The sequence below is a fragment of the Pseudomonas helleri genome (genome assembly GCF_009600315.1).
GTDB classification, from domain to species: Bacteria; Pseudomonadota; Gammaproteobacteria; order Pseudomonadales; family Pseudomonadaceae; genus Aquipseudomonas; species Aquipseudomonas helleri_A.
In genome coordinates this window covers 140,164-158,548 of sequence record NZ_WIWC01000002.1, presented here as the reverse complement: position 1 = coordinate 158,548, position 18,385 = coordinate 140,164, and the positions used below count along the sequence as shown (strand labels likewise).

Genomic DNA, 18,385 nt, shown 5'->3' with positions numbered 1-18,385 from the left:
ACCGCCCTCACCCCAACCCTCTCCCTCTGGGAGGGTTAGGGTCTTGAAGACCACACAATCTCCCTGCCCCCCTAAAGCCCACCCCAATCAGGTCGATAACCCTGTATCCCACGCCACCCTTGGCCTTTCGAAGGTTTTTATGTCCTCAAACAACGCCAGCGCAGACTCACTTTCGCTTCTGCTCTTTACCCTGCGCAGCGGCAAGCTGATGGCAATCAATCTGCTCAAAGTCAGTGAAATCATTCCTTGTCCGCCACTGACCAAAATGCCCGAGTCTCATCCCCATGTGAAAGGCATCGCGGTACTGCGCGGCTTGTCCCTTTCAGTGATCGACCTGAGCCGCGCCATCGGTGAACAACCGTTGCTCGATCCGGATGGCGGCTGCCTGATCGTGACCGATGTCAGCCGCTCCAAACAGGGGCTTCACGTACAAGCCGTCAGCAAGATCGTGCACTGCCTGACAACAGATATTCGCCCGCCACCCTATGGCTCCGGCAAACGCTCGTACATCACCGGCGTGACCCAGGTAGACGGCGCGCTGGTGCAAATACTGGACATCGAAAAAGTCATCCACGGCATCGCCCCCACCCGGGTTGACACCTCACCTGAAATGCTCAGCCGTGAAGACGCCAAGCTGCTGGCCAACGCGCGAATTCTGGTGGTGGATGACAGTCAGGTGGCCCTGCAACAATCCGTCATCACCTTGCGCAATCTGGGTGTGCATTGCCACACCGCCCGCAGTGCCAAGGAAGCCATAGACCGCCTGCTGGAGTTGCAAGGCACGCCGCAGCAGATCAACGTGGTGGTCTCGGACATCGAAATGTCTGAAATGGACGGCTACGCGTTCACCCGTACGGTGCGCGACACCCCCGACTTTGCTCACTTGTATGTGCTGCTGCATACCTCCCTGAACAGCACAATGAATACCCAGAAAGCCCACACGGCCGGGGCCAATGCGGTGCTGACCAAGTTTTCCTCGCCAGAGTTGACGCAATGCCTGATTCAGGCTGCGCGCACCGTGGCGCAACAAGGCTATTAAACGCCATGCACGCCAACTGCCTGTTGTTACGCAAAGACCTGCGCGAACCCTTATTAGCCGTTCGCTGGCCTGATGACGTAACGCTGGCAACCCTTGACCCACAATGGCTGCCTCAGGCCCACGCCCTGCTTGAGCAGGCGTATCGCGGTGGCAACGGCCGCGTCGAATCCCTTCAGCACTGGCAACATGCTCTGGTGCATGACGCCGAATATGATCCGCAGTTGTGTTTTGCACTCTTGTACAAAGGCCAGGTCATCGCCTTTGCACAAGCCTGGACCAGCGCCTTTCTCAAGGATTTAGTCGTGCATCCCGACCACCAGCGCCGTGGCTTGGGCGGCGCGTTGTTAAGCCATGTGTTCGCTGTATTTAAGCAGCGTCGCGAAGCCTGGGTGGACCTCAAGGTCATGGAACACAATCACACGGCCTTGCGCCTCTATCAAAAGCACGGCATGACCCTGGTGCAACGCGAACAGGTGCGCTGACCCAACGTTCAGCGGATCAGCGTTTACCCATGGTTTTACGCGTGCCATGTGGCGGTGCGCCCGGCGTTGTGTCGTGGCCGCCAAGACCGCTTTTCTGGTAATAGGCTTTGCCCTGAGATTTGGCTTTAGCAAACTCAGCGGGCTTGAACGGAAATTTGAAGGCCGGGATTACCGGCTTTTCTACAGCATTGAGGCTGGTTTCACTGTCAACCGTGTCCACAGCATCAGGAGCGGTTGTTGGTGCAGGAGTAGTCATGAAAGCTCCGGGATACGGGAATAATCAGGCCAATTGGCGAACAGCCGCGCAGTATACCTGCCTGATTCCTCCGCCGCGCAGTCACAAGTAGGAAATAGTTACTACGCCCTTTTCCTTTGATGACGCTGTACGGGCGCCTGCGGGTTCGAGCACCTGATACGTCGCGACAAACGGTAGGTCTGCGAAGCGACATAATCGGGTGGCGCGGTTCACGGTCAGTACGACAGAGGGCGTGACGTTGAGATGCTGGGTTGCCGCGCCATACGTGACCGAAGCGCCCGTACCCAACTCGCACATGCGCTCGACGATTGAGCCGCGAAAATAGAGGGTTCCCCCCTCTACGGCTGGCTGGGCACTCACCTCATTGATCAGCCCCAACACCACGTATGCCGACAGCCCGAACGCTACATTCTTCATGATGCATCTCCGTGCGGGAACGCTGGAGCGCTCCTCTTGTTAATGAGGCTATCGGCCTCCCATGACAGATCCTCACCAGCGTTTACATTTTTTTGATTTAGCTGTCGGTAATGTCAGTTAGCCGTCACTGTATTGACCGGGTTCACGCGCTATAAACCTTGGATGAACACTCTCACGCACACGGCGTCTAACCGGCATGCCCACTAAAACCAATAAAATGTTGCTGGGCACGTTAGTCGTTGCCCTTATCGCTGGCACCCTGTGGTGGGCAACGCGCCCGACACCCGTCAAGTCGGCCAGCGCTGCGCCCGTACCGGTCAGGGTGGTGCAGGTGGTTTCGCAGGATGTACCGCGTTATGTCACGGGGATCGGCGCCGTATTGTCTTTGCACAGTGTGATGATTCGCCCGCAGATCGACGGCATTCTCACCCAACTGCTGGTCAAGGAAGGTCAGACGGTCAAGGCTGGCGAACTGCTGGCCACACTCGATGACCGCTCAATCAAGGCCAGCCTCAATCAGGCCAACGCCCAACTGGCGCAAAATCAGGCTCAATTGAAAGTCGCCAATATTGACCTCAAGCGCTATCAACTGCTGAGTGTCGACAACGGCGTATCCAGGCAAACCCTCGATCAGCAACAAGCCTTGGTCAATGAACTCAAAGCCACGGCGCAGGGCTTTCAAGCGGCGATTGCTGCCGCTCAGGTTCAGTTGTCGTACACGCAAATTCACTCGCCGGTTACGGGCCGCGTCGGGATTCGTAGCGTCGACCCCGGCAACTTTCTGCGGGTCAGTGACACGCAGGGGCTGTTTTCCGTCACCCAACTCGACCCGATTGCCGTGGAGTTCTCATTACCGCAACAGTGGCTGCCGACCTTGCACACGCTGCTCGACGCCCCGCAGCCAGCCTTGGTCAAAGCCTTTCTCGGTAACGCCGGCCCCGGTGGCACGCCGCTGGGCCAAGGCCGCTTGAGTCTGATCGACAATCAGGTCTCTGCAACCACCGGCACGATCAAAGTCAAAGCTCAATTCGATAACCCCAGCCACACATTGTGGCCAGGCCAGTTGGTCAATATCGAGATCCAGACCGGGCTTGAGAAGAACGCGCTGGTGGTGCCGCCGCAGGTGGTGCAGCGCGGGCTGGATAATTACTTTGTGTACCGCACGGTGGGTGACAAGGTTGAAACCGTGCCCGTGCAGGTGGTCTATCAGGACACGGCGCGGAGCGTGATCAGCGGGGTCAAGGTAGGCGACACCCTGGTCAGCGATGGCCAGTCACGGCTTAAGCCCGGCTCACACATCACTGTGTTGAGCGAACCGGCGTTAACCGAGCCACCCCGCAATCCGCCGGTGCAGCCATGAGCCGCAGCCGCTCGCTCTCCGCCTGGTGTGTTGATCACCCGATAGCCACGGTGCTCCTGACCTTTGCGCTGGTGTTACTGGGGCTGATTGCCTTCCCTCGGTTGCCCATCGCGCCCTTGCCCGAGGCAGAATTTCCGACCATTCAAGTCTCGGCGCAATTACCCGGCGCCAGCCCTGACACAATGGCGTCGTCGGTGGCCACCCCACTGGAAGTGCAGTTCAGCGCCATCCCCGGCATGACCCAAATGACCTCCAGCAGCGCGCTGGGTTCGACCACCCTGACCCTGCAATTCACCCTCGACAAAAGCATCGATACCGCCGCGCAGGAAGTGCAGGCGGCCATCAATACTGCATCGGGCAAATTACCTAAAGACATGCCGACGCTTCCGACCTGGCGCAAGGTCAACCCGGCAGACAGCCCGGTGCTGATTCTGAGTATCAGCTCAATACAGATGCCCGGCACCGAGCTGAGCGATTACGTCGAAACCTTGCTGGCCCGGCAGATCAGCCAGATCGACGGCGTGGGCCTGATCAACATTACGGGCCAACAACGCCCGGCGATCCGGGTACAAGCGTCTGCGGACAAACTGGCCGCCATTGGCCTGACACTGGCCGATATACGGCTGGCCATTCAACAGACCAGCCTCAATCTGGCCAAAGGCGCGCTGTACGGGCCGTCGAGCATTTCGACCCTGTCGACCAACGATCAATTGTTCAACGCCGACGAGTACAACCAGTTGGTGATCTCGTACAAAGACGGCGCTCCGGTCCAACTGCGGGACGTGGCGCGGGTGGTCAACGGCTCCGAAAATGATTACGTGCAAGCCTGGTCCGGCCACCAGCCGGGGCTTAATCTAGTGATTTCGCGCCAGCCCGGCGCCAATATCGTCGAGACGGTCGACCGTATTCAGGCCGCCCTGCCCGGCTTGCAAGCGATGCTCCCGGCATCGGTTGAAGTCACCGTGCTGAGCGATCGCACCAAAACCATTCGTGCGTCCTTGCACGAGGTGGAAATCACCTTGTTGATTGCCGTTCTGTTGGTGATCGCCGTGATGGCCCTGTTCTTGCGCCAATGGTCAGCCACCCTGATCGTATCCGCCGTGCTCGGTGTGTCACTGATTGCCAGCTTTGCCCTGATGTATGTGCTGGGCTTCAGCCTGAATAACCTGACGCTGGTGGCCATTGTGGTGGCCGTGGGCTTTGTGGTCGACGATGCCATCGTGGTGGTGGAGAACATTCACCGCCACCTCGAAGCGGGCGAGAGCATGCGCGATGCGGCCATCAAAGGCTCCAGCGAAATAGGCTTCACCGTGATTTCGATCAGCTTTTCGCTGGTGGCAGCCTTTATCCCGCTGCTGTTCATGGGTGGCGTGGTGGGCCGTCTGTTCAAGGAGTTCGCCCTGACCGCCACCTCGACCATTTTGATTTCGGTGCTGGTGTCGCTGACCCTGGCGCCCACGCTGGCGGCGCTATTTATGCGAGCGCCGCACCACCACGCCGATGCCAAACCCGGTTTTGGTGAGCGTTTGCTGGGGCTTTACGACAGAGCGTTGCAACGGGCACTGGCGCACCAGCGGCTGATGCTGGGGATCTTCGCTGTCACCTTGGCGATGGCCATCGCGGGTTATGTGCTGATCCCCAAGGGCTTCTTTCCGGTGCAAGACACCGGCTTCGTGCTCGGCACCACCGAGGCGGCGTCCGATATTTCATTTACCGACATGAAACAAAAGCATTTGGCGCTGGCCGACATCGTCAGCAATGACCCCGCCGTGCAGGCGTTTTCCCACTCTGTGGGGGTGACGGGCAGCAACCAGACCATCGCCAACGGGCGTTTCTGGATCGCCCTCAAGGATCGCGGCGACCGCGACGTGTCTGCCAGCGAATTTATCGACCGTATCCGCCCGCAACTGGCCAAGGTGCCGGGCATCGTGCTGTACCTGCGCGCCGGGCAAGACATCAACCTCAGCTCAGGGCCAAGCCGCAGTCAGTATCAATACGTGCTTAAAAGCAACGATGGGCCGACGCTCACGACCTGGACTCAACGTTTGACCGAAAAACTGCGGGCCAACCCGGCCTTCCGCGACTTGTCCAACGATCTGCAACTGGGCGGCAGCATCACCCATCTCAGCATTGACCGAAACGCCGCCGCCCGCTTCGGGCTTACGGCCACCGATGTGGACGAGGCGCTGTATGACGCGTTCGGCCAGCGTCAGGTCAATGAGTTCCAGACCGAGATCAACCAGTACAACGTGATTCTGGAGGTCGATGCACAGCAACGCGGCAAGGCCGAAAGCCTTAACTACTTCTATCTGCGCTCGCCGCTCAATGGCGAGATGGTGCCGTTGTCCGCCGTGGCCAAAGTCGATGCGCCGGTCAGCGGGCCGTTGTCGATCAGCCATGACGGGATGTTCCCGGCCGCCAACCTGTCCTTTAACCTTGCTCCCGGCGTGGCACTGGGCGACGCGGTGGTGATGCTCAATCAGGCGAAGAACGAGATCGGCATGCCGGCCACCATCAGCGGCAACTTTCAGGGCGCGGCACAAGCCTTCCAAAGCTCGCTGGCCAGCCAGCCGTGGCTGATTCTGGCGGCGCTGGTGGCGGTGTACATCATTCTCGGTGTGCTGTACGAAAGTCTTGTTCATCCGCTGACCATCATCTCGACCCTGCCCTCGGCAGGGCTAGGCGCGCTACTGATGCTTTGGCTGTGCGGGCAAGACTTCTCGATCATGGCGCTGATCGGGTTGGTGCTGCTGATTGGTATCGTCAAGAAAAACGGCATTTTGATGGTCGACTTCGCCCTCGATGCTCAGCGCACTCGCGGTTTAACCCCCGAACAGGCTATCTACGAAGCTTGCCTGACACGTTTTCGGCCCATCATCATGACCACCCTCGCCGCCTTGCTCGGCGCACTGCCGTTGATGCTCGGTTATGGCACCGGCGCAGAGTTGCGTCAGCCATTGGGCATTGCCGTTGTCGGCGGGTTGCTGGTAAGCCAGGCGCTGACGCTGTTTACTACGCCAGTCATATACTTGTGGCTTGAGCGATTGTTCCATCGTTCCAAAGCCGTCAGCGTGCTGGCGACGAATCACTGAGGCGGGTTATGCGCGTTCTGATTATTGAAGACGAAGAGAAAACCGCCGACTACCTGCACCGCGGCCTGACCGAACAAGGCTATACGGTGGATGTGGCCCGCGATGGCATCGAAGGCTTGCACCTGGCGTTAGAGAGCGATTACGCGGTGATCGTGCTCGATGTGATGCTGCCGGGGCTGGATGGCTTTGGCGTGTTGCGTGCCCTGCGCGCGCGCAAGCAAACCCCGGTGATCATGCTGACCGCCCGCGAGCGGGTTGAAGACCGTATTCGCGGCCTGCGCGAGGGGGCTGATGATTACCTGGGCAAGCCCTTTTCATTTCTGGAGCTGGTCGCCCGCCTGCAAGCCCTGACCCGGCGCAGCGGCGGTCATGAACCAGTGCAAGTCACCGTCGATGACTTGTGGATCGACTTGATCAGCCGCAAGGCGACCCGCTCCGGTAGTCGGTTGGACCTGACCGCCAAGGAATTTTCACTGCTCAGCGTGCTGGCGCGGCGCCAGGGTGAAATCCTGTCTAAAACGGCCATCGCCGAAATGGTCTGGGACATCAATTTTGACAGCGATGCCAATGTGGTCGAAGTGGCGATCAAACGCTTGCGCGCCAAACTCGATGGCCCCTTCGAGCACAAATTGCTGCACACCATCCGCGGCATGGGTTACGTGCTGGAGCGGCGCAGTGACTAGGCGCTCCAATCGCTTGAACGCCATCGCCCTGCGCCTGAGCGCTCTGTTCACGCTGGTGGCCTTGTTGGTATTCGTGCTGATAGGCGGAGCGCTGTACCAGCAAGTCGACAAAAGTATCGGCTTGCTCCCCGAAGCCGAGCTGGACGCGCGTTACAGCGTGCTGGAGTCGTCGATCAACCGATTTGGCAACCCGGAGCATTGGGCCAAGATGAGCAGCAAGCTCAAGCTGCTCAGCGAGGAAGACAAACGCATTCACTTTTGGGTCATCAGTGACGACCCCGCTTACGAATATGGCCACCCGGATGCAGCGCTGCGGGCATTTGCCCAAGGCCCGACAGGCGTACGCGATGTGCAACTGCCCGGCGAGGCTTATCCGTTCAAGGTGCTGGTCAGCCAGATGCCCGCCAGGGAGCAACGCCCGAAACTGCGCTTTTTGATAGCCATCGACACCGAGACCTTTCGCCAAACCCAGCACCACTTGCTGGTGGCGCTCATCAGCCTGGCGATTATCGGGGTGCTGCTGGCATCACTGCTGGGTTATTGGGTGGCCAAAATGGGTCTCAAACCTTTGATCAGACTGTCCGAAGAAGCGCAAAAACTCACCCCGCCACGCTTGTCCGGGCGCTTGCACCTGGACGCTTTGCCGCCGGAGCTGGACCAATTCGTCAACGCGTTCAATTCAACCCTTGAGCGGGTTGAACAAGCCTATACCCGACTGGAGTCGTTCAACGCCGACGTGGCCCACGAACTGCGCTCGCCGTTGACCAACCTGATTGGTCAGACCCAAGTTGCACTGACCCGCGGGCGCTCGGCAGAACATTACTTCGAGGTGCTGCAATCCAACCTTGAAGAACTGGAGCGGCTGCGCAGCATCATTAACGACATGCTGTTTTTAGCCAGTGCGGATCAAGGCAGCAAGGCCAGTAAACTGAGCCGCGTGTCCTTGGCAGATGAGGTGGCAACCACACTGGATTATCTGGAGTTCATCATGGAAGACGCTCAGATAGAGGTTCATGTCAGTGGCGATGCCGAGGTCAATATTGAAAAAGCCCACCTGCGCCGAGCCCTGATTAACCTGCTCAACAACGCCGTGCAGCACACCGAAGCCGGACACTCCATCGAGGTTGTGATCACCCAAAGTGCGGAGCGTGTGGGCATCACCATCAGCAACCCCGGCGAGCCTATTGCCGAGGAGCATTTACCCCGTTTGTTTGAACGCTTTTATCGCGTCGATGCCTCGCGGCATAACAGCGGCGCCAATCACGGACTGGGATTGGCCATCGTCAAAGCCATCACGCTGATGCACGGTGGAGAAGTCTTTGTCACCAGCAGCAAGGGGAGAAATACTTTTGGCCTGTATTTGCCGGTGTAACCCTCGCTGAAAACAGCAGTCATTGCTGAGCCGTGACTCGTCAGCGACTGCACAGCCTTTAATCGTGTTCCCACCGTCACTTCATCTCCAGCACCGAACAATCGGTAATACTTATTAGGAATCTTTCAGAATCCTCCTACACCCCCATCACCCATCTATCCGTTAGCGTTCAGCCCTTTATTCAGGGAGGAACCCGGTATGTCCACGTCAGCCCGTCAACACACCTTCAGCCTGCACATGCAACACGTTCAACATGATTTCAAGGTGCTGGAGTTCTCGGGCGATGAGGCCATCAGCACGCCCTATGCTTTCACGATTGAACTGGTCAGCGAACAGGCCGGCATTGACCTCGACACCCTGTTGGGCCACAGCGCTTTTCTGGCCTTCGACAGCCAGGGCAGCGGTATTCACGGGCAGATATCGAGCATTGAGAAGGGCAGTCCCGGGAGTCGTCTGACGCGCTATAGCTTGACCTTGACTCCCCATCTGGCCAACCTGGTCCATCGCACCAACCACCGTATCTTTCAGAACCTGACGGTCCAGCAGATCATTGAACAACTGCTCGAAGAACACGGCATTTTCAGCGATGCCTACGCCTTCGATGCCTTTTCACCCTGCTTGCCTCGCGAATACTGCGTGCAATACGCCGAGTCCGATTTGGACTTTATTCAGCGCCTGTGTTTTGAAGAAGGCTTCCACTATTACTTCAAGCATTCACCTGACGGCCACACGCTGGTTTTCGGCGACAAACAGCAGGCATTTACTCCGCTGGAACATCCCACCCCTTACGTGCCCAATAACGGCATGGTCGCCGCCGAACCCTCAATCGACCACTTTCAGCTGAAGCTAAAAATCGGCACTAACCACATCGTGCGTCGCGACTACGACTTCCAGAAAGCCAGCCGAACGCTGGAGGCCGACAGCCATTGCGAGCGCAAGGACCGGGTACTTGAGGATTACAGCTACCCCGGCGGTTTCAAAGGGAAAGCCGACGGCGAACGGATTAGCCAGCGCACGCTGGAGCGTCACCAAAGCGGCCATCGACAGGCCGGTGGCCGCAGCAATCAGCCGCGCCTGTGCAGTGGCCACTTTCTGACCCTGAGCGAGCATAAAAACACCTCCTGGAATGGTCGCTGGTTGCTGACCCAGGTTCACCATGAAGGCAAACAGCCGCAAGTGCTGGAAGAACAGGGCCGCCCCCGGCAGCCTGTGCAGCCCGGCGAATTTATTCAGGGCTATCGCAACACCTTCGAGGGTATCCCCGAGGAGGTCACTTACCGCCCGCAAAAGGTCTACCCCAAGCCGCGCATCATTGGCAGCCAGACCGCCCGCGTCACGGGGCCGGCGGGCGAAGAGATCCATTGCGATGAATTCGGGCGGGTCCGCGTCAAGTTTCATTGGGATCGCAGCGACCTCAACAATGAGCAAAGCAGTTGCTGGATCAGGGTGTCGTCCAGTTGGGCCGGGGATGGCTATGGCGCTGTGACCATTCCCAGAGTCGGCATGGAAGTGCTGGTGGAATACCTCAACGCAGACCCGGATTTCCCGGTCATTTTTGCGTGCGTACCAAATAGCCTCAACCCGGTCGCGCACGACTTGCCCGCCAATAAGACCCAAAGCGTGTTTCGCAGCCGCAGCAGCCCCGGTGGCAGCGGCTACAACGAACTGCGCATCGAAGACCGTCAGGGTCAGGAACTGATTTACCTGCACGCCCAGCGCGACCTGCAACAGCACATCAAAAACGACAGCCGCGTGCAGATCGATGGCGCCAGCGAAACCCGGGTCACGGGTAACAGCGTGGTGGTGCTCAAGGCGCAGGAGCAACACACCGTCACGGGTGATCGCAAAGTGCAGCTCAAGGCCAGCGACCATTTGCAGGTGGCCACCAGCAGCCACACACGGGTGGGGCAACTACTGGCCGCTGAGGCCGGGCAAGAAGTGAGCATTCAAGCGGGTGCTCGTGTGGTGTTGGAAGCGGGGGCGAATATCACGTTGATGGCGGGTGGTCAGCATCTGGTGATTGGCGCCGGAGGCATTTTCAGCAGCACGCCGATTGTGCTGGGCGGTGCGCCAGTGCCGGGGACACCGGCGAGTCCATTAATACCGGGTGAAGTCGAGGCCCTGCACAGCCTTGTGCTGGCGCCTGCGACGCAAATGCAGGCGTTACAGCAAAAGCATCCGGCCTGCCCGCAATGCGAAGACTTAAAGCAAGCGACTGCTCAAGGAGTCCGTCATGTCGACGCTTGAAACGCTGCCCGACGACCTGCCTTGGCAGCTCCATGCGTATCTGCTGCTTGATGGTGTGAGCGTGAATAACTTACAGGCCAGGGTTCGCGAGTGGTTCGGCACGCCGGAGATTCAATTGCTGTACGCGACCACACCCTTGGCCCCGTGCAATGAAATTTCCCCCTGCCTGATCACGCTTAATGGCCCAAACACGCCCGGCCTTGGTCACTACCTGGCTCACAGCGGTGAAGAATGGGGCTATTTGATTTTCAGCCAGGCCAGTGGGTTCGACGTGATCCGTCACTTGCGCCGGTTGCTCAATGCCCAGTACCAACCGCAAGGGCTGAACGTATGGCTACGGATTGCCGATCCAGCGGTGATGCACGCCGTTTTAAGCCATGCCACCGAGACTCGTAAACCTGACGCGTTTGGCCCGATGGAACGGGTTGTCCTGCCGGATGTGATCAGCAACGGCTGGCACCATCATGCCCGTCCTGAAGGCATGGTGCGGGGCTTGCCGGACGGGCCTTACGGCGTGTGTGAAGCGCAGCAGGCGAAGCTGGATGACGTGAGCTTTCGTGCCGGTATTCGATCGCTTGAAAAGCACCTCAACGCGAAAATTCCCGAGTATCGGTCCGACCTGACAGGCGCTGCGCGTTGGCAATGGCTGCGGGAAATGGCCATTCGTGCCGATGGCCTCGGTTTTAGCTCCGATCACGACCTGTGTTTTTACGCCAATGTGTACGGTTTGTTGGGCGATGACGTACTGCGTGACCATCCAGATATTGCGGCTTTGATCACTCAGCCCTCTGGGCTAACCCCATCGGATCGCATCAAGAAAGCTGCTGATATGGCACTTGTACGCAATGGCAATTACGAGGCCTTCGTATGAGCACCCTACGTCCCAACCCTAACGACATTGATTACAGTCGCCAAAACAACCGTACAGCCCTGGGCATATGCCCCTTGCGCAAAGCCAAGGTGCAACTGTTACCGCTGCGCTATGGCCTGGTCGAGCGGCTCGACCCGGCGGCGGCGTTGTCCTTGCCATACCAAACCACCTCGCGGCCTATGGGCATACGGCTGGTGCGGGATGGCTGGCTGTATGTGATCGACAACACCAGCGGCTACCTGCACGAATACCGGGTTGAAAACGGTGAAGTCAGCCAATTCGTCTGGCAAGGCAACGAGGCCAGCCAGGACCACCGTCAAGGCAAGGACACCCAGCAGGCGTTGCTGTTCTCACGGGCCACCACCTTGCACTTCGCTTACAGCGAGGTTCAGTGGACGGCCAACAAATGCTCAAAAATGATCGACAGCCGCCCCGATCGCGATCACTTCATGCAATGCGTCGACCTGAGCAGCGCCGACTGCGTAAAGGGCGGGCCGCATTTACTCACCGATGCCCAAACCAAACAGTGGCTTGCCGAAGTTGCCGAACCGCCCTCAAGCGTTGCCCCAGCAGAAGGCGTTCACCCGCAGGAAACCCAGGACTACGTCTGGGAAGACACCCCCCTGTTCAAAAAGACCCCCATCGCCGTCGTCAAACGCCAGATGCTTGCGGCCTACGAATACGACCATTTGTACTTGGTATTCAACGACACCCTTGGCGTCATGCGCGACCTGGCCGAAGAACAAGACACCGTGGTGGGCTGGATCGATGAGTGGGTGGCCAAGGAAAAACATGAACTGAAATACCTGGTGGGCAGCTACATCGAAACCCTGATGGTCCTGAACGACCAAAGCGCCCCGAATGCGGGAGTCAGTCCCAAACTGTTCGAGAAAACCACCCCGCAACAGCGTGAGGCGATCTACGCCTACTTGAATGCGCGCAATACGTTCAAAGGCCTGCCCAGCAGTGCCAGCCCGGAAAAAGCCGCTTACCCCGGACAGGGTTACGACGCCAACAGCCGTGCGGTTCGACAAACCATGGACGACAAGAAAAAGGCCATGCACGATGCCCTTGGCCAGCCGTTGCATGACGAACTGGAAGACGACATCGAAGCCCTGCAAGACCACGGCGATGCCGCGCTGCAAGGCAAAGGCTTGGGCGCTCGCGGCATTCATGATTTAGTCCGGCACCAGGAAATGACCGCCTACCTTGAAGCGCAACGGGTACACATCAAGCGCTGGACCGCCCGACTGGACCGCATCACCGTCGACCGCACGCACCTGTTAACCCGCGGTGACATGCACCGTAGCCTGTGGGCCTACGACCCCGACAACGAAGAACAACTGCTCGCCGTACTGGCGGCCGAGTACAACTGCCTGCGCGACCTGTGCCGCACCGATGAAAGCCTTGAGGCGGTCAGCGAATACCTGCACGCGCACCCGTACTACCTGCTGCCCGCCTTCGGCAGCCGACTGGACTGGGCCTTTCTCAACAGCAAGGCGCCCGACCTCATCAAGCTTCTGGATGACAGCCTTCAAGCGCAGGACAACATCGTCATAGCCCAAGGCCGCCTGGTGCGGGTAAGTGAACTGCTGGGACGGTATTGGGGCAACAGCGTGACGCTCAATCAGCCAGCGTCCAACAACAGCCTGTTGGTGCAAGCCCTCTATGCGCCTGCTGCCGCGCTGCGCACAGAGCAATGGCTGGTCAAGCTGCAAACCGAACTGAACAACCCTACGCTCAAAGCCCATCTGGATGATTTGCACACCGTCAGCAACCGCGCTCATCGTTTAGCCGGTCTGATCGCACTGGAGCATTCCGGCGCGACCTTGCACGTGGCCAGTGCCCAGCAAGTGGAGCAATTCAGTATTCGCATTGCCAACCTGAATGTCCTGCTGAAAAATGAAGAGACCTACAAGTACAACTTCAAACTGTCCCAAAGAGACAGCAACCGAAGGTACCTCAGCGACCTGCAACGAGAACGCGCCCGCCTCAATGTTGAGCGTTACTACAGCCTGTGGAACGAAGCCCGTTCGCAGCGCTGGCAGTTGGTGCAACAGATAGAAAGCAGTTTGACGGTGACCAGCAGTCAGGCGGCCGGGTTTATTGGGGTCAAACTCGATCTTGAGCCACAACAAAAGGCTTATCTGGATGAAGAGATAAAGCGCCTGCGCTCCGGCGTGCGCGGAGGCTATGGCGAGGGGCACGCGGGTGTAGCCGCGTTTAAAAGTGGCTGGCTGCCGCTGGCATTGATGTTATGGCAGACGCAGGCGTTAAGGGATGCTTGGGGGGAGTGGGGGAAGCAATCAGGCGTGGGAAGTATTAAAGAAGTAATAATTGGTTTGGGCGTTATATCGGGGGCAGGAGCGTCGGCTTTGTCGGTTTATCAGAGCGTGCATATCGCTATCATCGACAAAGCATTCAAAGCTGTTCAAATAGGCAGTGGAAATGCAAATGGCATGTTATTGGCAGTGAAAATGGGGAAGCTGGGTTTAGGGGTTGGACTAATTATCGCTCCATTATCTTTTCTCTCCGCACTGGGTATATCGATAAGTAATTTTAACAAATGGATTTCAGCCATCCGTACAGGTAGTGTTGGCGAAAGGGCCGGAGCACTTATAGCGCTGAGTGGAGATACAGCTAATAGCGTATCAACAGGCATGTGGACGGTAAAAACCATTATGGATTATCGTTTAGTTGCCGTCGCAAAACATCAAGGGGCAAAAGCGTTGGGTGAAGCTTGGGCTTTGGGCAACAGCCGCTACATGTTCAATACCGCCAGACTCACCCCATGGATGCTAGGTTTTATGGCGTTGAGTTTCGGAGGGGAGACTATTTACAAATATTACAATCTTGATGAACACCAGCGATGGTTGTTGAACTGCTGCTGGGGGAATGAAGATCAAGAGTGGGATTGGCCCACCCATGCTCAGCGGTTAGCCGAGGCTACATTGCAGCCAATCATTACAGATCAAGGTATTAAGCAGCCTGATGATGAACTGGACAGTTTTCGTACTTTGACTGTGAGTTTTCCGGGCATGAATATTCAGGCGTTGGCGGAAAATCCAGTTGCATTTACTGCACAGTGGCAACGAGATAACTTCACCGCTCTGAAAGAAGTCGGTGAAGAAGTGCACAAAAGCTGTAAGCTAATTAGTAATTACCCTCTCACCGTGCAGATTAACTTGCCGTATGAGTGGTGTGGCCCACAAGCAATGCTCTTAATGCGGATTTCGGTCCAGCCGGAACTGGCAGTTAAACCACTTAACAATAAAAATCTATTTCTGCAATATCGAATTCCTTTGGATCTTGGGAGTGTTAATGCGCCCATTAAAGGAGTTGCGGGCGCCCCTCATATTGGATCTGTTGAAGGGTATGAGCTAAAGCTGGAGCACCTCAATGAATGAGCCAAAATATGAACGCTTACCTCATGCCGGGGATTTTGAAAATAAACACGACACAGAAGCGTTTTATCTTTCTCCCATGCCCTTGCCGACGGGAGCAGCTCCTTTTAATGGCTTGCAAATGCATAGAGAGGTAAATGACGTTTATCTAGATTTTGGTCAGGGCACCAGCAGTTTTGAGTTTATGGTTAGAGCTGCTGTGGGATCGATTATGTTTATGGTTATCTTTTTTTGTATTTCAGGATTGGCATTGGGGATTCATGAATATGTAGAGTATGGATTTTCACCTTTTAGAGTTTTTCTTAACTTTATTCTTCCAAATTATTATTTGTGGGGATTCATAGCCATTCTTATGATTATGTATGGCGTTCCCCTGTATCAAACTATCCACCAAATAACCTCCAACACCCCAGTCCGTTTCAACCGCCAACGCCGAGAAGTCGTTTACGTCCGAGAGAAGGGCAAGCCTCCTCTAATCGTTCCTTGGGAAGAAGTGATTGCATGCGTCACTGCCGGCACCCTTGTTACCCAATACGCCGTGATGTCCAGCTATTCCCTGATGATTGGGTTGCGTGACAGCAACAGCGGCGAAGTGGTGTGGTTGACGTTGGCCACAGGTCATCCAAGTTTGGCTATCAGCGAATGGGAGGCGCTGCGGGTGTATATGGAGCAAGGCCCGGACGCCTTGCCGACGCCAGTATTGATAGACGAAGAGTTTCAAGAAGGCACCGTGGCGTACTTCCATATGTGCCGGGGGGTGTACCGTGAAATGCATTCCTGGCCAGTGTATGCCTTTGGCTTTTTGACCATTCAGTTTTGCAGCGGTTGGACATTGCCTTGCCGGTTTTCCCAATGGATAAACACCCGGCCGAAGGCTGCCTTTCCAGAATCGATTCGTGAATGGTCGAAACCTTTACCCGCCGAACAACATGCACAGCCCAGCGCAGAGTTAGTGCAAGAAAGCGCCGAAGTGAATTTGGCCCTTAGCCAAGGGCAAAGCCTGATGGACTATTACAAGGTCAAGTTTTCAGAGCCGCAAAACACGACAGACGCTGAGAAGAGTGAAGTGTAAACCCTCGTAGCAGCTGACGAGTAATGCGAGGCTGCGTTCGAGCGCGAAGCGGTCGCACAAAGGGGATACCTCGGTGTTCGCCAGCGACCACAGGAGCGCCTCTGAAACCGGGCACGGCTCTACCCCGCACCTTTCAGCCTTTGTTACTCAAAACGCAAAAGTCCTTGTTCAAATCAGGGCTTTTTCGCCTCCTCTTCCCGCTATAAATTTGTCTCAACCACACAGAACTTGCTCAGCAAGAAGGTCTTTGAAATGTCCAGCAGTATGGGTATGGCTAGCGTTTTCGTTTTGTCATCTTTGTTGTTGTCGCCCCTGGCCATGGCGGAAGAATCACCTGCATTTGTCGCGCAGAATGCGGCCCGTGCAGCAGCCTATGAACAGCACCAGGCAGAGCTGACAGCACGTCATCAAAACGACGTTCAGCCTCAACAAACGCAGGCTAAAGCCAGCGTTGCCGATGAAGCGAAAGACAGCTGATTCGACGCACCACGACTTCCCGACCCAGTCGGTCACACGCCACAGATGTGACTGACTGTTTCAAAAGCCGCTATCATAGCGGCTTTTTTTTGTTCCAAAGAAAGCTGCGACCACCGTTGGCGTATCTGACAACAAGAACTGGATGTTTAAGAAAATAACAACTGCCGCCACTCTCAAGGAGCAACTCACTGGTGAAGTCTTCACTCAAACTCAGTCCGTTATTCATTGCCCTGGCTGCAACGATCCCTACTTTCGCACACGCCGACGATGAGGCCTCCCAAGACGGTTTCATTGAAGGTTCCAGCCTCAATCTGCACGCCCGCAACTACTACATGAACCACGACATCCGCAGCCCGCATGCCGATGACAGCAAGGAGTGGGGCCAAGGTTTTCTCGGCAAGTTCGAATCCGGCTTCACTCAAGGCGTGGTCGGCTTCGGTCTGGATGCCTATGCCATGCTGGGCCTTAAGCTGGACGGTGGTGGCGGTACTGATGGCAGCAGCATCCTGCCAGTCAGTGATGGGAACGGCAAAGCACCAACCTCATTCTCGTCCGCAGGAGCTGCACTGAAAATCCGTGCCTTCGATACCGAACTCAAAGCCGGTGATCTGTTTCTAACCAACCCCGTGATTGCCGGCGGTGAAACCCGCATGCTGCCGCAAACCTTTCGCGGCGTCAGCCTGACCAACAACAGCTTTGAGGGCTGGATGCTGGAAGGCGGGCAGGTCAGCTTCGATAAACCTTACAACCAGAGCGGCATGCACCGCCTGACCACCACCTACGGCGACCTCGGTGATCAGACCACCAAGCACCTGACCTGGGCTGGCGTATCGTGGAGCGGCGTTCCGGAGATCACCAGCAACCTGTACGCCGCACAGCTCAAGGATGTATGGAACCAGTATTACTACGATCTGGACTACACCCACGCGCTGTCAGAGAGCATTAGCCTCAATCCCGGTGTGCATTTCTATCACACCGAGAACAGCGGCAAAGCGTTGCTCGGCGATATAGACAACAACACCTTCAGCCTGCACTTGGCGCTGGCAATGGCGGGCCACACCGTGACGGCGGTGTATCAGCGAGTAAATGGCGATACCCCGTTTGATTACATCAATCAGGGCGACAGCGTCTATCTGGATAACTCTCAGCAATATTCAGACTTCAACGGACCGAACGAACGCTCCTGGAAACTGCAATACGAATACGATTTCGCAGGCTTGGGCATTGCGGGGCTGACGTCCACTGTTTCGTACTCGCACGGTGAGCTGGACTTGACCAAAGCCGACCCGAACAGCATCGGTTACGGCAACTGGTACAACCCCGAAGGTAAAAACGCCCGTCATTGGGAGCGCGATCTGGGCCTCAAATACGTGATTCAGGACGGCAAAGCCAAAGACCTCGCGGTCAGTCTGCGCTGGGCGACTAATCGCGGCAATACGGCTTACCAAACAGTGGATAACGATGTTGATGAGTACCGCGTAATCATCGACTATCCTCTTGACGTGTTTTAATCGATAAGCTTAAGGCTGGCGTTTGCTGGCCTTGAGTTTCTTGGCTGTGTCTCATGCCAGCGCCGTTGACATCAGAGAGGGTCGAGCCATTTCACTCTACGT

General features: G+C 56.8%; 14 protein-coding genes. 12 read left to right on the top strand and 2 right to left on the bottom strand.

Annotated features, from left to right (window positions below; all coding sequences use genetic code 11):
- Positions 1 to 139: 139 nt before the first annotated feature.
- Positions 140 to 1,039 carry a chemotaxis protein CheV gene (locus tag GHN86_RS02025; protein ID WP_153379013.1) on the top strand — a complete coding sequence of 300 codons (900 nt, stop codon included), beginning with the start codon at positions 140 to 142 and terminating at the stop codon, positions 1,037 to 1,039.
- 5 nt (positions 1,040 to 1,044) lie between these two features.
- Positions 1,045 to 1,521, top strand: a complete 477-nt coding sequence (locus GHN86_RS02020) for a GNAT family N-acetyltransferase (protein WP_153379014.1) — start codon at positions 1,045 to 1,047, stop codon at positions 1,519 to 1,521.
- A 16-nt stretch (positions 1,522 to 1,537) separates the two neighbouring features.
- On the opposite strand, the gene GHN86_RS02015 is transcribed toward GHN86_RS02020, so the two are convergent.
- Together GHN86_RS02015 and GHN86_RS02010 are read right to left on the bottom strand one after the other, a co-directional pair.
- Complete coding sequence (locus GHN86_RS02015; RefSeq protein ID WP_153379015.1) at positions 1,538 to 1,777, bottom strand: hypothetical protein; 240 nt, start codon at positions 1,775 to 1,777, stop codon at positions 1,538 to 1,540.
- 81 nt (positions 1,778 to 1,858) lie between these two features.
- Positions 1,859 to 2,194: a hypothetical protein gene (locus GHN86_RS02010; protein WP_153379016.1), complete on the bottom strand. Its 336-nt coding sequence runs from the start codon at positions 2,192 to 2,194 to the stop codon at positions 1,859 to 1,861.
- A gap of 196 nt (positions 2,195 to 2,390) precedes the next feature.
- Here GHN86_RS02010 and GHN86_RS02005 point away from each other — a divergent pair, with 196 nt between their 5' ends.
- The 10 genes from GHN86_RS02005 (at position 2,391) to GHN86_RS01960 (ending at position 18,283) form a co-directional block, all read left to right on the top strand.
- Positions 2,391 to 3,554 carry an efflux RND transporter periplasmic adaptor subunit gene (locus GHN86_RS02005; RefSeq protein WP_153379017.1) on the top strand — a complete coding sequence of 388 codons (1,164 nt, stop codon included), beginning with the start codon at positions 2,391 to 2,393 and terminating at the stop codon, positions 3,552 to 3,554.
- Positions 3,551 to 6,646, top strand: a complete 3,096-nt coding sequence (locus GHN86_RS02000; protein WP_153379018.1) for a multidrug efflux RND transporter permease subunit — start codon at positions 3,551 to 3,553, stop codon at positions 6,644 to 6,646. Before GHN86_RS02005 ends, GHN86_RS02000 begins: the two co-directional genes overlap by 4 nt.
- 8 nt (positions 6,647 to 6,654) lie before the next feature.
- Positions 6,655 to 7,329: a heavy metal response regulator transcription factor gene (locus GHN86_RS01995; RefSeq protein WP_153379019.1), complete on the top strand. Its 675-nt coding sequence runs from the start codon at positions 6,655 to 6,657 to the stop codon at positions 7,327 to 7,329.
- On the top strand, positions 7,322 to 8,701 hold the full coding sequence (locus GHN86_RS01990; protein WP_323369323.1) for a heavy metal sensor histidine kinase: 1,380 nt from the start codon (positions 7,322 to 7,324) through the stop codon (positions 8,699 to 8,701). Before GHN86_RS01995 ends, GHN86_RS01990 begins: the two co-directional genes overlap by 8 nt.
- 198 nt (positions 8,702 to 8,899) lie before the next feature.
- Entirely contained in the window at positions 8,900 to 10,948 is a 2,049-nt protein-coding gene (tssI, locus tag GHN86_RS01985; protein ID WP_153379021.1) for a type VI secretion system tip protein TssI/VgrG, read from the top strand.
- The gene (locus GHN86_RS01980) at positions 10,935 to 11,819 is read left to right on the top strand and encodes a DUF4123 domain-containing protein (RefSeq protein WP_153379022.1); all 885 of its coding nucleotides are present in this window, start codon (positions 10,935 to 10,937) and stop codon (positions 11,817 to 11,819) included. The genes tssI and GHN86_RS01980 overlap by 14 nt, the downstream gene beginning before the upstream one ends.
- Complete coding sequence (locus GHN86_RS01975; RefSeq protein WP_153379023.1) at positions 11,816 to 15,226, top strand: toxin VasX; 3,411 nt, start codon at positions 11,816 to 11,818, stop codon at positions 15,224 to 15,226. The genes GHN86_RS01980 and GHN86_RS01975 overlap by 4 nt, the downstream gene beginning before the upstream one ends.
- Positions 15,219 to 16,295, top strand: coding sequence for a DUF6708 domain-containing protein (locus GHN86_RS23560; protein ID WP_228384903.1), 1,077 nt, complete (start codon positions 15,219 to 15,221; stop codon positions 16,293 to 16,295). The genes GHN86_RS01975 and GHN86_RS23560 overlap by 8 nt, the downstream gene beginning before the upstream one ends.
- Positions 16,296 to 16,547: 252 nt before the next feature.
- The gene (locus GHN86_RS01965) at positions 16,548 to 16,772 is read left to right on the top strand and encodes a hypothetical protein (RefSeq protein ID WP_153379080.1); all 225 of its coding nucleotides are present in this window, start codon (positions 16,548 to 16,550) and stop codon (positions 16,770 to 16,772) included.
- 191 nt (positions 16,773 to 16,963) lie between these two features.
- Positions 16,964 to 18,283, top strand: a complete 1,320-nt coding sequence (locus tag GHN86_RS01960) for an OprD family porin (RefSeq protein ID WP_323369325.1) — start codon at positions 16,964 to 16,966, stop codon at positions 18,281 to 18,283.
- The last annotated feature ends 102 nt before the right edge of the window (positions 18,284 to 18,385 follow it).

Excerpts from the sequence above, each read along its gene's own strand:
- tssI (WP_153379021.1), top strand. The coding sequence starts at position 8,900 with ATGTCCACGTCAGCCCGTCAACACACCTTCAGCCTGCACATGCAACAC.
- GHN86_RS02015 (WP_153379015.1), bottom strand. The coding sequence starts at position 1,777 with ATGACTACTCCTGCACCAACAACCGCTCCTGATGCTGTGGACACGGTT.
- GHN86_RS02020 (WP_153379014.1), top strand. The coding sequence starts at position 1,045 with ATGCACGCCAACTGCCTGTTGTTACGCAAAGACCTGCGCGAACCCTTA.
- GHN86_RS02005 (WP_153379017.1), top strand. The coding sequence starts at position 2,391 with ATGCCCACTAAAACCAATAAAATGTTGCTGGGCACGTTAGTCGTTGCC.
- GHN86_RS02010 (WP_153379016.1), bottom strand. The coding sequence starts at position 2,194 with ATGAAGAATGTAGCGTTCGGGCTGTCGGCATACGTGGTGTTGGGGCTG.
- GHN86_RS01980 (WP_153379022.1), top strand. The coding sequence starts at position 10,935 with ATGTCGACGCTTGAAACGCTGCCCGACGACCTGCCTTGGCAGCTCCAT.
- GHN86_RS01965 (WP_153379080.1), top strand. The coding sequence starts at position 16,548 with ATGTCCAGCAGTATGGGTATGGCTAGCGTTTTCGTTTTGTCATCTTTG.
- GHN86_RS02000 (WP_153379018.1), top strand. The coding sequence starts at position 3,551 with ATGAGCCGCAGCCGCTCGCTCTCCGCCTGGTGTGTTGATCACCCGATA.
- GHN86_RS23560 (WP_228384903.1), top strand. The coding sequence starts at position 15,219 with ATGAATGAGCCAAAATATGAACGCTTACCTCATGCCGGGGATTTTGAA.
- GHN86_RS01995 (WP_153379019.1), top strand. The coding sequence starts at position 6,655 with ATGCGCGTTCTGATTATTGAAGACGAAGAGAAAACCGCCGACTACCTG.
- GHN86_RS02025 (WP_153379013.1), top strand. The coding sequence starts at position 140 with ATGTCCTCAAACAACGCCAGCGCAGACTCACTTTCGCTTCTGCTCTTT.
- GHN86_RS01975 (WP_153379023.1), top strand. The coding sequence starts at position 11,816 with ATGAGCACCCTACGTCCCAACCCTAACGACATTGATTACAGTCGCCAA.